We start from the raw sequence: 13,536 nt of genomic DNA, 5'->3' as shown, positions 1-13,536 counted from the left end.
GGCAACTCAGGCGATGTGCTGAACGGCAGGCAGCCGTACGACGAAGCGGGCACCGAGCCGTGGCGGGTCTTCAGCTCCGGTCGAGCGGTCGAGCCGGTTCTCGGCCCGAATGCTGCCGCGATGGGCTTCGACGATCTGGCGTGAGATCGAAAGGCCGAGCCCGGAATTCTGCCCGAAGCCCTCGTCCGGTCGGTCGGTATAGAAGCGCTCGAAGATGCGCTCGATGGCGTGGGGCGGGATGCCCGGCCCGTCATCCTCGACGCTGATCAGCACATCGGGCCCGACGCGCGACAGTATGACGCGCACGGGGTTGTCGGGCTGCGAGAAGGAACGGGCGTTGTCGATGAGATTGACCATGACCTGGCCGAGCCGGGAATCATGGCCCATCACCAGGAAGTCCTGACGTCCGCCAGGGCGCTGCCCGCGCCGCTCGACCGAAAGCTCGATGCCGGGCTGGCCATCCCGACGCGTCTGGTTCTGCAAGCTGACCACTGCTTCCAAGACCTGGGCCATGTCGACGGGGGCGGCATCGTTGCGTGCCAGCTCCGCGTCGAGCCGCGACGCATCCGAAATATCCGAGATCAGGCGGTCGAGGCGCCGGACATCATGCTGGATCACGGCGAGCAGCCGGCCGCGGGAATCGTCGTTTTTCACGCGCGGCAGCGTTTCCACGGCACTGCGCAGTGAGGTGAGCGGGTTCTTGAGCTCATGGGCGACATCGGCGGCGAAGCTCTCGATCGCCTCGATGCGGTTGTAGAGTGCCTTTGTCATGTCGCGCAGCGAGCCTGACAGGTGTCCGATCTCGTCGTGGCGATTGGTGAAATCGGGAATTTCCTCGCGCGACTTCACGCCCTTGCGCACGCGCTGCGCAGCGTCGGCGAGCTTGCGGATCGGCTCGGCGATCGTGCCGGCCAGCAGCACCGACAGCACGATCATCACGCCCGCAGCAACGGCAAAGACCTGGATGATGGCGTAGCGTTCGCCGGCGATGATGCCGTCGATGTCGCCGCCTTGGGTCGAGAGCAGAAGCGCTCCGCGTACGGTCCGGAAGCGCTGGACCGGCACGGCGACGGAGACGATGGTCTGCCCGCGCGTATTGACGCGCACGACACTGGCTGGAACGCCGCTCAAGGCGCGTGCCACCTCCGGATAGGACTTGCCATTGGCATTGGCGAAATCGTCATAGGCCGGCACGTCGGCACGCCCGAGCCGGCTGCGCAGCATGTTCCATGTGCGCTCGAGCAAGGGCGCCTCGTCCTGCTCGCCGAGGCGCGGCAAGTCGAGCCGGAGCACGTCGCCGCGCGAATAGAGATTGCGCGAATCGAGCGTCAGCATCCCGTCCTTGTCATAGACGCGGGCACGGGTCTTGGTCGGCGTCACCAGGCGCCTGAGCAGCGGCGCCACTTTCTCGGGATTGATCGAGAAATCGAGCGGATCGTCGGCAATGCCGGCGCTCTCACCTGCTTGCAGCTGCAGCAACTTATCGGCGTCGATGGTGATCGTGTCGGTCTCGACCGTCGCGGAGGCCGCGATCGACGCGGCAATGATCTCGCCCTGCGTCAGCAGGCTTTGCACCCGGGACTCGATCAATCCTTCGCGGAACTGATTGAGGTAGAGAAAGCCGAGCAGCAGTGCCACGAGCCCGGCGAGATTGAGGACGACGATGCGACGCGTCAGGCTGGAGGCCGCGCGCGACGAGATGGCGCGCCAGGCATGCCGTCCCGCAAGCGCTACGCGCCGCCGCAGCGCCGGACGGCTGCGGCGGCCTTCGGCGCGGGGTCTGTCCTGTTCAATCGTCGCCATGCGTGATGCGTTCCAATTCCACGAAGGCCGTTAAGTGTCCCTCGGAGCAGGTCAAGGCATCGATCGCGATTCTCACATCTCCTTGAAGCGGTAACCGACACCGTACAGCGTCTCGATCATGTCGAACTCGGCATCGACCTGATTGAACTTCTTGCGCAGCCGCTTGATATGGCTGTCGATGGTGCGGTCGTCGACATAGACCTCGTCGTCATAGGCGGCGTCCATTAGGGCGTTGCGGCTTTTCACCACGCCGGGACGCTGTGCCAGCGACTGCAGGATCAGGAATTCGGTGACGGTCAGCGTGACCGGCTCGCCCTTCCAGGTGCAGGTATGACGCTCCGGGTCCATGCGCAACTGGCCGCGCTCCAGGGCCTTGGCGTCTTCCGGCCGCGCTGGCGCGCTGACATCCTTGGCGCCTGCGCGGCGCAGGATCGCCTTGACGCGCTCGACCAGCAGTCGCTGCGAGAACGGCTTCCGGATGAAGTCATCCGCGCCCATCTTCAGGCCAAAGAGCTCGTCGATCTCCTCGTCCTTCGACGTCAGGAAGATCACCGGCAGGTCGGATTTCTGCCTGAGCCGCCGAAGCAGCTCCATCCCGTCCATGCGTGGCATCTTGATATCGAAGATCGCCAGATCCGGCGGGTTCTGCTTCAGCCCATCAAGCGCCGATGCCCCGTCCGTATAGGTCATGATCCGGTATCCTTCGGCCTCGAGGGCGATGGAGACCGAGGTCAGGATGTTGCGGTCGTCATCGACCAGCGCAATGGTTGGCATGGGCTTTACGTCTCTGGGCCGCGTTGCAATGACGGGTCCACTCTCGCGAGAGAGCGGCCAAACCGTGGCTGCAATCTAGCGGTGCCGTGACGGTTTCGCTACAGCCTAACGCGTTGTTATGCCGAAAGGGTCCGGAGCGGCTGTCGGCGGCTTCGGCTGGCGCGGCTCGCCAAGGCCGATTTTTGAGGGTGAGGAGCGTGCGATGTCTGAGGTTCAGGGACAGGCGATCACGCCGCGCGGCGTCGAACTCGGGGGCACGGCGCCGGATTCCTTCGATGCGGTCGCGATGGCGCGCGAGCTGCTGCGCATTGCTCGCACGGCGCCGCTGGCGACCCTTGACCCGGCAAGCGGATTTCCGTTGTCGACTCTCGTGAATGTCGCGACCGATGTCGATGGAACGCCGCTTCTTCTGCTCTCGAAGCTCGCATTGCATACGCGCAATCTCGATGCCGATCCGCGCTGCTCGATCCTGTGCTTTGCGTTGGGGAAGGGCGACCCCATGGCCAACTCGAAGCGCGTCAGCGTGGCCGGGCGTGCCCTGCGCACCGACGATCCGCGGGCGCGGCGCCGGTTCCTGGCGCGTCACCCCAAGTCGAAGCTCTACATTGATTTCCCCGATTTTTCGCTCTTCCGGCTCGAGGTCTCCGGGCTCCATCCCAATGGCGGGTTTGCCCGCGCAGCCGAGATCGCGACAGGTGACGTCCTGCTCGACCTGACGGGGTGCGATGCGCTGATCGAGGCCGAGGACGGCGCCGTCGCACATATGAACGAGGACCATGCGGACGCGCTCGCGCTGTATGCGACGCGGCTGCTGGGTGAGGCGGAGGGGCGCTGGCGGGCGACGGGACTCGACCCCGAAGGGCTTGATCTTGTCTGCGGCGATGCTGCGGCGCGCCTTGTCTTTCCCGAGCGTGTCACCAGCCCGGGGGCGTTGCGTGCCGCGCTGGTGGCGCTGGCCCAGAAGGCCCGAGCTGCGGCCTGATGACGCTGTGCTGGAGGGCTCGGATTATTCAATCGATTTAGGGAAGCTTGTGCCTGCTCAAGTTTCGTCGGTGACTTGAGCCGGCGCCGCCATGCGCTTAAAGAGCGCCGCACTTGATCTCGCCCACGGTGGCGGAAGCACAGTCCGCCATGTCGAAACAAGGCGTCGAAGGGCGCCGTTTGGGAGAATGCCTGTGGAGACCATCGGTCACTTCAACACCGCCTGCGGCGCCGACACATTCGGCTTCCGCAAGCTCAAGGCGGTGCGCTGGAACTTCGAAGCGGCGCGCCTTTACGAGGAGTCGCTGCGGCGCGGCGAGTCCGAGATCGCCCATGGCGGTGCGCTCTGCGCCGATACCGGCAGCCATACCGGCCGGTCTCCGAAGGACAAGTTCGTCGTCAAGGATGCGCTGACGGAAGGAACCGTCTGGTGGGAGAACAACGGCGCGATCACGCCGGCGCAGTTCGAGACCTTGCTCGCTGATTTCATCAGCCATGCCGAAGGCAAGGAACTCTTCGCCCAGGATCTCTATGGCGGCGCCGACCCGGTGCATCGCGTCAAGGCTCGCGTCTTCACGGAGTTCGCCTGGCACTCGCTCTTCATCCGCAACTTGCTGATCCGCCCGGCTCCGGAAGAGATTCCGACCTATGTGCCGGAAATGACGATTGTCGATCTCCCGAGCTTCAAGGCCGATCCCAAGCGCCATGGCTGCCGCAGCGAGACCGTCGTCGCCATCGATTTCACCCGCAAGATCGTGCTGATCGGCGGCTCCGCCTATGCCGGCGAGATGAAGAAATCGGTCTTCACCTATCTGAACTACATCCTGCCCACCAAGGGTGTCGTGCCGATGCATTGCTCGGCGAATGTCGGCCGCAATGAAGACCCGGCGATCTTCTTCGGGCTCTCCGGCACCGGCAAGACCACGCTGTCGGCAGACCCTGACCGCACGCTCATCGGCGATGACGAGCATGGCTGGTCGAAGGACGGCATCTTCAATTTCGAGGGTGGCTGCTACGCCAAGACGATCAAGCTCTCGGCCGAGGCCGAGCCGCAGATCTATGCTGCTTCGCAGCGTTTCGGCACCGTGCTCGAAAATGTCGTACTCGACCCGATCAGCCGCGTCGTGGATTTCGACGACCAGAGCAAGACCGAGAACACCCGCTCGGCCTATCCGCTCGATTTCATCCCGAATGCGTCGCGCACCGGCCGTGCCGGCACGCCCAAGAACATCGTGATGCTGACGGCCGACGCGTTCGGCGTGATGCCGCCGATTGCCAAGCTGACCCCGGCCGAGGCGATGTACCATTTCCTCTCCGGCTACACCGCCAAGGTCGCCGGCACGGAGCGCGGCCTTGTCGGCGTCGAGCCGGAGTTCTCGACCTGCTTCGGCTCGCCCTTCCTGCCGCGTCACCCGTCGGAATACGCCAATCTGCTGCGCGACTTCATCGCCAAGCACCATGTCGATTGCTGGCTGGTGAACACCGGCTGGACCGGCGGCAAGTACGGTACTGGCCGGCGCATGCCGATCCGCGTCACCCGCCGCCTGCTGTCGGCGGCGCTGGACGGCTCGCTCAACCGTGCCGATTTCCGCCGCGATCCCTATTTCGGCTTCGCGGTGCCGACCTCGGTGCCCGGCGTCGAGCCGCACATCCTCTATCCCGTCAAGACCTGGCAGGATAAGGCCGAGTTCGCCGAGACCGCCAAGACGCTCGTCGGCATGTTCCGCGAGAACTTCAAGCGCTTCGAGAGCCATGTCGATGATGCCGTGAAGGCGGCAGCGCCGACCAGTTCGCTCGCGGCGTGACGCCCGAATCGGATTGATGTGTTACGAGAGGCGGCGATGAGCCGCCTCTTTTTGATTCTGCTGAAGCTTCTCACCACCCTCGTCATCGTCGGGGCGGGTCTTTGGGGCGTTGGCCTCCTGCTGTTCCGCCTCAACGGCGCGCTGGCCATCATGGGCGCCATCGGCTTCGGCTTCGCCGCGCTGGCCGGGCTGATCGGGATCTGGACCGGCGCCCTGCGATTGCCGCTGGGCTTCGCGGTCGTGTTCCTCGGCCTGCTCGGCTGGTGGAACAGCATGCTGCCATCCCATGATCGCGACTGGATCCCCGAGCTTGCGCGCCTGCCGGAGATCGCGCGCGAGGGCGACCGCATCACCGTCAGCAATTTGCGTCATTTCCGCTGGCGCACCGAAACCGACTACGATCAGCACTGGGAAACGCGCAGCTTCGACCTGTCGAAGATCGAGGGCGCCGATCTCTTCCTGTCCTACTGGTCCGGCGAAGCGATTGCGCATCTGCTCGTCAGCTTTACCTTCTCAGATTCCCTGCCGCTGACCTTCTCGATCGAGGTTCGGCGCGAGAAGAGCGAGGAATGGTCGTCGCTGGCCGGCTTCTTCCGGACCTATGAGATGGCCTATGTCGCCGCCGACGAGCGCGACATCGTTGGCCTGCGCACCCATGCGCGTGGCGAGGATGTGAGGCTGTTCCGGCTCGCCGCGACCCCGACCCAGGCCCGCGACGTGCTGCTGGCCTATGCCGCCGACATCAACCGGCTGGCGAAGAAGCCGCGCTGGTACAACACGCTGACGACCAATTGCACGACGGTGGTCTACCATCTCGTCGGTTCGGTTGCCCCCGGCTGGACCTTCTCGCTGCCGCTCGATCCGCGCGTGCTGCTCTCCGGCTACCTGCCGGGCTACCTCGCCCGCATCGGTGCGATCCGCTCCGACATGCCGCTCGACGAGTTGATTCGACGCGGGCGCATCAGCGAGCGGGCACGCACACTGTCCCTCGACGATCCCGCGTTTTCGCAGAGGATTCGCGAAGGCGTGCCGACGGGACGGCCCTAGCGCCGCGCAGCCATGGGCGGACGCGCCCGGAGCGCCCCCGGCCTCGTCCGTCCGTGAACCGGGGACGGCGGCCGCCCGGCACGGGGCCGAGCTGCCGGACAGGCCTGCAGCTACCTGAAGAAGATCACCGTCTGCAGCAGGAAGAGCGGGATCAGGATCGTGCCCGACCACAGCATGTAGCCGAAGAAGCTCGGCATATTGACCTTCCGATCCTTGGCGATGGCGTAGACCATGAAGTTCGGCGCGTTGCCGATATAGCTGTTGGCGCCCATGAAGACCGCGCCGGCCGAGATTGCGGTCAGCGTCAGCGCGCCGGTTGTCATCAGGGCTTTCGCGTCGCCGCCGGCAAGCTCGAAGAAGACCAGATAGGTCGGGGCATTGTCGAGGAAGGACGAGAGGATGCCGGTCAGCCAGAAATAGGCGACGTTGTTCGGCGTTCCGTCCGCATGCGTCACCAGCGCGACGAGCGGTGCGAACGCCCCGTCCTTGCCGGCCTGCAGCATCGCCAGCACCGGGATGATGCAGACGAAGATGCCGGCAAAGAGCTTGGCGACCTCCTTGATGGGCCCCCAGCTGAATTCATTGCCGGCCCGCACGGGCTTCGGCGTCAGTACCAGCGAGAGACCCGCGAGGCCGAGCAGGATCGCGTCGCGCACCAGATTCTGCAGCTCGACATGAACGCCATGGATGTCGAAGACAGTGCCGGGCTTCCAGTTCGCCGACATCAGGATGGCGAGGATGACGCCGCCGAGCAGGGCGATATTGACCTTGCCGAAGAGCCTGATGGCACGGTCCGGCGTCGGATCCTTGAGGGCTGGAGCCCCCTTTTCCTTGCTGAAGAAATAGCTGTCGAGCGCGAAGAACAGTGCCAGCAGCACAGCGACCGCAAAGCTGGTTTCCGGCAGGAGGTGCTGGGTCGTCCAGAAGAAGCTGACGCCGCGCAGGAAGCCGAGAAAGAGTGGCGGATCTCCGAGCGGTGTCAGGGAGCCGCCGATATTCGAGACCAGGAAGATGAAGAACACGACGACATGGACGTTGTGGCGGCGGTCGTCATTGGCGCGTAGCAGCGGCCGGATCATGATGATCGAGGCGCCCGTCGTGCCGACCACGCTCGCCATCGCGGTCCCGATCGCCAGCAGAGCCGTATTGGTCGCTGGCGTACCGCGCAGATTCCCGGTGATCAGGATGCCGCCGGCAATGGTGAAGAGCGCGAAGAGCAGGATGATGAAGGGGATATATTCGAGCAGCGCGGTGTGAAGCAGTGATCCGAGCGCCGGATCGAAGCCACGGAAGAGGACCAGAGGCACCAGCACGAGCGCTGCCCAGAAGGCTGCGAACTTGCCGTAATTGAGCTCCCAGACATGCGGAAACAGGATCGGTCCGAGGGCGATCGAGAGCAGCATGCCGGCAAAGGGAAGAGCCCAGGCCGCACCGAGCGTCGCCCCGCCGATATCGCCCGCCGCGAACGCGAGGCTGGGAACCAGGCACAGCGCCAAGGCTGCACCCGCAAGCGAAATCACTGACTTCAAGGACCCGCTCCCCAATCCCGATATCGAGCGGTTTCCGTCATCGCCCGGTTGTGTTGTCGCGTAAAGCCTGATCGGAGGGCTAGCAACCTCACGGCGAAATGGCATAGCTGCGCAATCCTGCCGATAGGCCGTGATTCAGATGGGGCCTCGACGATGCAACCGGCTTTCTCCGCACTGTTCGGCCTGGGCCTTCTGGCGGCGTCTTCAGCTTCGGCCTTCGCCCAGGTCGCGGTCGAGGAGATCAAGGCCCAGCTCTTCCTCGAGCGCACCGGCAGGCTCTCGGAGAATCTGGTCGGGACGAAGAAGGCGCTCCACAATGCAGTGATCGGCGAGGGCGAAGCCGGCGAGCCGGCCGATGCGCTGCTGGTGACGCTTTCCTTCACCGGCGCGAAGAACACCAAATCCTCGGACAAGATCGCGCCCGACCTCGCCTCGCTCACCGTCAGGCAGAAGGCGAAGACCGGCGAGAGGATCCTGCTCAGGCGCGTCTATGGCGGATTCGTCTTCGGCGAAGAGGGGCGCATCCACAAGGCCTTCCTGCTCGACAGCGCCACCTGCTCTCCGCTCGAGATCGAGGTGAAGGTCGGTCGGAGCCGCAAGGAAGCGAAGCTGGATTTCTCCTGCAGCGAGTAGGGTGCGGGGAAGATTTGTTATGTCACGGTTCATTCTCGTGGAATAATCTCCTCAATGCGGCGTCCCGCCCGCAGCCTGATTCGGGACCGACCATGTGCCGTTTCCTCGCCTATTCTGGCGTTCCGGTCTTTCTTGAGGATTTCGTCGCCTCGCCCTGCCATTCGCTGATTCACCAGTCGCTCCATGCCGAGGAGAGCAAGACCGGCACGAATGGCGACGGGTTTGGCGTCGGTTGGTATGGCGAGAAGCCGGAGCCCGGGCAGTATCGCGAGGTCCGTCCGGCCTGGTCCGACGAGAACCTGCTCTCGATCGCCCGTCAGGTGCGCTCGCATCTCTTCTTCGCCCATGTGCGCGCTGCGACCGGTACGGCGACGACACGGGCCAATTGCCATCCCTTCGTCCATGGCCGGCATCTCTTCATGCATAACGGCCAGATCGGCGGCTACGCCCTGATCCGCCGCAAGCTCGAGAGCCTGATTCCCGATTCACTCTATGCCGCCCGTGTCGGCACGACGGATTCGGAGGCGATCTTCCTGCTGGCGCTCGCCCGCATGGCGGACGGCTATTCGCCCGGCGAGGCGTTGGCCTGGACCTTGGGCGAGGCGCTGGCCCTGATGCAGGCGGCCGGCATTCGCGAGCCCTTGCGCTGCGCCGCCGCGCTCGCCGATGGCGAGACGATCCACGCCGTGCGCTGGTCTTCCGATACGCGGCCGCCGACGCTCTATATCTGCAACCGCAGCGACAGCATCGTCGTCGCGTCCGAGCCGGTCGATGCCGCGCGCGACTGCTGGCAGGCGCTCGGATGCAATTCGATGGTGTCGGTGAAATCAGGCGCGATCACGGTCAGCCCCTTCGAGGTCGGGCTTCGGCAGGCAGCCTGAGTCCGCCATCGCTTGCGTCCGCGCGCCGGCTGCGTCACATCGCGCCATGCGCGATTTCGATACCCCGCTTCCGATCGATGCCGTCCTGGGCGATCTCGCCGCGGCGCTCCGTGCCGGCCCGAATGTGGTGCTGGTCGCTCCTCCCGGCGCCGGCAAGACCACGCGTGTCCCGCTCGCCCTGCTCGACGAGCCCTGGGCGGCCGGCGGCAAGCTGATCATCCTCGAACCGCGCCGGCTCGCGGCTCGCGGTGCTGCCGGCCGCATGGCGCAGACGCTGGGGGAGCGCGTTGGCGACACGGTTGGCCTGCGTGTCCGGCTCGGATCGAAGATCGGGCCGAAGACGCGGATCGAGGTCGTCACCGAGGGGGTCTTCGCCCGGATGATCCTCGACGATCCGGCGCTCGACGGCATCGCCGCCGTGCTCTTTGACGAATTCCACGAACGCTCCCTCGATGCCGATTTCGGTCTCGCCCTGGCGCTCGACGCGCAAGGCGGATTGCGCGAGGACCTGCGCATCCTGGTGATGTCGGCCACCCTGGATGGCGCGCGGGTCGCAAAGCTGCTCGGCGCGCCGGTCATCGAATCGCAGGGCCGGGCTTATCGCGTCGAGACGCGCTATCGCGGCCGGGATCCGCTGAAGCGGATCGAGGACCAGGTCACCGAGGCCGTGCAGCAGGCCCTGAACGAGCAATCGGGTTCGCTCCTCGTCTTCCTGCCAGGACAGGGCGAGATCAGGCGGGTCGAGGAGCGGCTGCGCGAACGGGTGCGCGATCCCGCGGTCGAGATCGCGCCGCTCTATGGCGCGCTCGATCAGGCCGAGCAGGATCGCGCCGTGCTGCCGGCGCCGGCCGGACGTCGCAAGATCGTGCTGGCGACCTCGATCGCCGAGACCTCGCTCACCATCGAGGGGGTGCGCGTGGTGGTCGATTCGGGCCTCGCGCGCGTCCCCGTCTACGAGCCCGATATCGGCGTGACCCGGCTCGAGACCCGCCGGGTCAGCCGCGCTGCGGCCGACCAGCGCCGCGGCCGCGCCGGCCGCACCGAACCGGGCGTGTGCTACCGCCTCTGGGAGGAGGCTGGTACTGGCGCCCTGGAAGCCTTCGCCCGGCCTGAAATCCTCTCTGCGGATCTCGCGCCGCTGCTGCTTGATTGCGCCGCCTGGGGCGTCGCCGATCCGACATCGCTCGCCTTTCTCGACCAGCCGCCGGCGCCTGCCCTGAAGGAGGCGCGGGCGCTGCTGCTCAATCTTGGCGCACTCGCCGATGACGGCCGCATCACCGCCGATGGCCGGGCCTTGCAGGCATTGCCGCTGCCGCCGCGCCTCGCGCGCATGGTCGTCGTTGCCGCGCGCTTCGGTCAGGCCAGGGCGGCGGCGGAACTGGCGGCGCTGCTGGTCGAGCGGGGGCTCGGCGGGGATGCGACGGATCTCGCCGAGCGGGCCGAGCGCTTCGGGCGGGAGCGCGGTGGTCGTGCCGCCGATATGCGCCGCCTCGCGGAGGGCTGGGCCCGGTTGGCGGAGAAGGCGAGCCCGCCCGGGTGCGACGCGACGGGCTCCATCGGCTTCCTGCTCGCGCTCGCCTATCCCGATCGAATCGCCAGGCTACGCGCAGCGGGCTCGGGCCAGTATCTCCTGGCCAATGGCCGCGGTGCGGCGCTGGAGCCGACGCAGCGCCTCGCCCGCGAGCCCTGGATCGTCGTGGCCGACATGACGGGCATGGCGCAGCAGGCCCGAATCCTCGGGGGTGCCGCAATCGGTGAAGACGAAGTCCTGCGTCAGGCCGCCGAAGGCCTCGCGTCCTTCGGCCTGGAGGAGCGGACGGAAACGATCTTCGACCGCAATGCCCGCGCTCTGCGTGCGCGTGCGGTCAGGCGCTATGGCGCCATCAGCCTGTCGGAGCGCCCGCTTGCAGTCGAGGCAACGTCGGAGAACGCTGCGATCCTGGCGATTGGTGTGGCGACGTTGGGCATTGGGTTGCTGCCATGGACGAAGGCACAGCAGCAATTGCGGGAGCGGACCGCCTTCCTGCGTCAGGCCGCAATCGGCACAGAAGGCGAAAATCCCTGGCCCGACCTGTCCGATGCCGGGCTCGCAGCCGAGCCGGAACTCTGGCTTGCGCCCCATATCGAGGGGCGAACCTCGCTCGCCGCGATTGCGCCGGCCGACCTCGATGCGGCGCTGGCCAGCCTGCTGCCCTGGGATCTGAAACGCCGGCTCGATGCCGAGGCGCCGACGCATTTCGCTGCACCGACCGGTTCCCATCTCGCCGTGGATTATGCGGCCGAGGCAGGGCCGACGATCTCGGTGCGCGTGCAGGAGCTTTACGGGCTTGCCCAGCACCCCTCGCTCGCGGCCGGCCGCGTGCCGCTCGTCCTGGAGCTGCTGTCGCCGGCGCATCGACCGATCCAGGTGACCCGCGACCTGCCGGGTTTCTGGCGCGGCTCCTGGGCCGCGGTGAAGGCCGACATGAAGGGCCGCTATCCCCGCCATCTCTGGCCGGACGATCCAGCCGCAGCGCTGCCGACGACGCGAGCGAAGCCGCGCGGCACCTGAGGCCGCCTCAATTCCCCATCCGGTCGCGCCACTGCCTCTCGCCCGAGAGGCAGGACACGCGCGGCTCCTTGGCCTGCGCCTTCTGGATGGTGGCCTCGGCAGCCGGGGCGTCGGCAATCTCGCGCACCAGCTTGGTCCGGGTCGCATCGACGAACTGGTGACGTTCGCGGATCGGGATCACGAAGGCGCCGACGCCGGTGACGACGCAGTCTTCGTAATAGACGTCGAGATTGTCGATATCGAAATAGCTCGCCTGTTTCAGCATCACCGGCAGGCCGTTGATGCTGATGCCCTTGTCGCGGGCATCGTCGCGCGCCGCGGTAACGGGGCGCCCGTCATTGTTGGCGCCGTCGCCCGAGATGTCGATCACACGCCGCATCGCGGTGACATTGGCCTGCTCGAGCAACTGCATGCCGAGATCGATCGCGCCCGAAATCGACGTCCGCCGGCCGCGCCGTGTCTGGGCCTCGCCCAGCTCCTCGGCAAAGGCGATGGCCGATTGTGGCGTGTCGATGACCGTCCAGGGCTTGACGATATGCTGGAAATTGCCGCCGGCCCATTCGAAATAGGTCACGGCGATCTTGCCGAGCGCGCCTTTGGCGATGGCGTCGTGCAGCTGTTTCGAGCGAAAGGCCTCGATATAGCCGCCGCGCTGCAGCGCGAGCTCGTCGAGATCCATCGAGTAGGAAATGTCGACCGCCAGCACGAGGGCGAGATCGACCTCGTCGGGCGGGGCGGCCGCCGGCTGCGCATTCGGCGCCGTGCCCGTCCAGAAGCCGGCCGCCGCAAGACTCAAGAGACCGAACAGCACATGCCGCATCGCCACCTCCGCCATCAGGGCGCGGCGGAAGTGTGCACCTCGTTTCGGCTCTCGCCAAGAATGATTTATCGGCAGGCTCAGCCCGCGCGGCGGGCATCCACGATGGCGATCGCGGCCGCGACCGCCTCCTCGACCGTGAGCGCCGAGGTGTCGAGGATATCCGCGTCCTCAGCTGCCTTCAGCGGGGCATCGCTGCGGCCGGAATCGCGGGCATCGCGACGCCTGATATCGGCCAGAATGCCCTCGAAGGAGGCAAGCTCGCCGCGTCCGGCCAATTCCTTGTGGCGCCGGGCCGCCCGCACCTCCGGCGTCGCGGTGACGAAGAGCTTGGCCGGAGCCTCGGGGCAGATCACCGTGCCGATATCGCGCCCGTCGAGAACGGCCCCGCCCGGCTGCCCGGCGAAGCGGCGCTGACGGTCGATCAGCCCCTTGCGGACCGCCGGCATCGCAGCAACGACCGATGCGGCCTCGCCGATCTCGCGCCCACGCAGGCTGTCCTCGGCGAAGGCCTTTTCATCGAATGTCGAGACGATCGCTGCGGCGGCCTCGGCATCGTGGATATCCTTGCCCACGTCCCGCATCGCGCGGGCCACCATGCGATAGAGCAGGCCGGTATCGAGATAGGGCAGGCCGTAATGGGCCGCGAGCCGCCGCGCCAGCGTACCCTTGCCCGAGGCGGCAGGACCATCCACGGCGATGACCAGGCGCTTAC

The 13,536-nt window shown here is 66.4% G+C and carries 11 protein-coding genes; 6 read left to right on the top strand and 5 right to left on the bottom strand.

The features are described 5' to 3' along the window. Positions 1 to 6: 6 nt before the first annotated feature. Both AC1DGP_RS07665 and AC1DGP_RS07660 read right to left on the bottom strand, forming a co-directional pair. Positions 7 to 1,803, bottom strand: coding sequence for a stimulus-sensing domain-containing protein (locus AC1DGP_RS07665; protein WP_476831941.1), 1,797 nt, complete (start codon positions 1,801 to 1,803; stop codon positions 7 to 9). Between the two features lie 72 nt (positions 1,804 to 1,875). Beyond that, positions 1,876 to 2,577, bottom strand: coding sequence for a response regulator transcription factor (locus AC1DGP_RS07660; protein WP_113515657.1), 702 nt, complete (start codon positions 2,575 to 2,577; stop codon positions 1,876 to 1,878). 202 nt (positions 2,578 to 2,779) lie between these two features. Here AC1DGP_RS07660 and AC1DGP_RS07655 point away from each other — a divergent pair, with 202 nt between their 5' ends. The 3 genes from AC1DGP_RS07655 to AC1DGP_RS07645 all read left to right on the top strand — a co-directional run bounded on the left by AC1DGP_RS07655 (position 2,780) and on the right by AC1DGP_RS07645 (position 6,410). Continuing rightward, positions 2,780 to 3,559 carry a HugZ family pyridoxamine 5'-phosphate oxidase gene (locus tag AC1DGP_RS07655; protein ID WP_141740036.1) on the top strand — a complete coding sequence of 260 codons (780 nt, stop codon included), beginning with the start codon at positions 2,780 to 2,782 and terminating at the stop codon, positions 3,557 to 3,559. Between the two features lie 193 nt (positions 3,560 to 3,752). Beyond that, a complete protein-coding gene (locus AC1DGP_RS07650; RefSeq protein ID WP_441492058.1) occupies positions 3,753 to 5,363 on the top strand; it encodes a phosphoenolpyruvate carboxykinase in 1,611 nt (536 codons plus the stop codon). A 36-nt stretch (positions 5,364 to 5,399) separates the two neighbouring features. Next, positions 5,400 to 6,410, top strand: a complete 1,011-nt coding sequence (locus tag AC1DGP_RS07645; RefSeq protein WP_441505064.1) for an Lnb N-terminal periplasmic domain-containing protein — start codon at positions 5,400 to 5,402, stop codon at positions 6,408 to 6,410. A gap of 110 nt (positions 6,411 to 6,520) precedes the next feature. On the opposite strand, the gene AC1DGP_RS07640 is transcribed toward AC1DGP_RS07645, so the two are convergent. Further along, a complete protein-coding gene (locus tag AC1DGP_RS07640; protein WP_476831940.1) occupies positions 6,521 to 7,939 on the bottom strand; it encodes a sodium:proton antiporter in 1,419 nt (472 codons plus the stop codon). Positions 7,940 to 8,092: 153 nt separating this feature from the next. Here AC1DGP_RS07640 and AC1DGP_RS07635 point away from each other — a divergent pair, with 153 nt between their 5' ends. The 3 genes from AC1DGP_RS07635 to hrpB all read left to right on the top strand — a co-directional run bounded on the left by AC1DGP_RS07635 (position 8,093) and on the right by hrpB (position 12,004). Further along, positions 8,093 to 8,572 carry a hypothetical protein gene (locus AC1DGP_RS07635; RefSeq protein WP_476831939.1) on the top strand — a complete coding sequence of 160 codons (480 nt, stop codon included), beginning with the start codon at positions 8,093 to 8,095 and terminating at the stop codon, positions 8,570 to 8,572. A 92-nt stretch (positions 8,573 to 8,664) separates the two neighbouring features. Further along, positions 8,665 to 9,453 (top strand): class II glutamine amidotransferase, encoded by a 789-nt coding sequence (locus AC1DGP_RS07630; protein WP_441491980.1) that lies wholly within the window; start codon positions 8,665 to 8,667, stop codon positions 9,451 to 9,453. Between the two features lie 46 nt (positions 9,454 to 9,499). Continuing rightward, the gene (hrpB, locus tag AC1DGP_RS07625; protein ID WP_476831938.1) at positions 9,500 to 12,004 is read left to right on the top strand and encodes an ATP-dependent helicase HrpB; all 2,505 of its coding nucleotides are present in this window, start codon (positions 9,500 to 9,502) and stop codon (positions 12,002 to 12,004) included. A 7-nt stretch (positions 12,005 to 12,011) separates the two neighbouring features. Here hrpB and AC1DGP_RS07620 read toward each other — a convergent pair whose 3' ends face one another. Both AC1DGP_RS07620 and cmk read right to left on the bottom strand, forming a co-directional pair. Further along, entirely contained in the window at positions 12,012 to 12,824 is an 813-nt protein-coding gene (locus AC1DGP_RS07620) for a DUF1194 domain-containing protein (protein ID WP_476823435.1), read from the bottom strand. 77 nt (positions 12,825 to 12,901) lie between these two features. Beyond that, a complete protein-coding gene (gene cmk / locus AC1DGP_RS07615; protein ID WP_441492057.1) occupies positions 12,902 to 13,528 on the bottom strand; it encodes a (d)CMP kinase in 627 nt (208 codons plus the stop codon). Positions 13,529 to 13,536: the final 8 nt, after the last annotated feature.

The sequence above is a fragment of the Allobosea sp. 05T433 genome, assembly GCF_056396065.1.
Note: the sequence above shows the minus strand (reverse complement) of the source record. Positions and strands in the feature narration are given on the sequence as shown.

What these genes read in the sequence shown, in the direction of transcription:
- AC1DGP_RS07665 (WP_476831941.1), bottom strand. Translation starts at nt 1,803, where the DNA reads ATGGCGACGATTGAACAGGACAGACCCCGCGCCGAAGGCCGCCGCAGC.
- AC1DGP_RS07660 (WP_113515657.1), bottom strand. Translation starts at nt 2,577, where the DNA reads ATGCCAACCATTGCGCTGGTCGATGACGACCGCAACATCCTGACCTCG.
- AC1DGP_RS07655 (WP_141740036.1), top strand. Translation starts at nt 2,780, where the DNA reads ATGTCTGAGGTTCAGGGACAGGCGATCACGCCGCGCGGCGTCGAACTC.
- AC1DGP_RS07645 (WP_441505064.1), top strand. Translation starts at nt 5,400, where the DNA reads ATGAGCCGCCTCTTTTTGATTCTGCTGAAGCTTCTCACCACCCTCGTC.
- AC1DGP_RS07635 (WP_476831939.1), top strand. Translation starts at nt 8,093, where the DNA reads ATGCAACCGGCTTTCTCCGCACTGTTCGGCCTGGGCCTTCTGGCGGCG.
- AC1DGP_RS07630 (WP_441491980.1), top strand. Translation starts at nt 8,665, where the DNA reads ATGTGCCGTTTCCTCGCCTATTCTGGCGTTCCGGTCTTTCTTGAGGAT.
- hrpB (WP_476831938.1), top strand. Translation starts at nt 9,500, where the DNA reads ATGCGCGATTTCGATACCCCGCTTCCGATCGATGCCGTCCTGGGCGAT.
- AC1DGP_RS07620 (WP_476823435.1), bottom strand. Translation starts at nt 12,824, where the DNA reads ATGCGGCATGTGCTGTTCGGTCTCTTGAGTCTTGCGGCGGCCGGCTTC.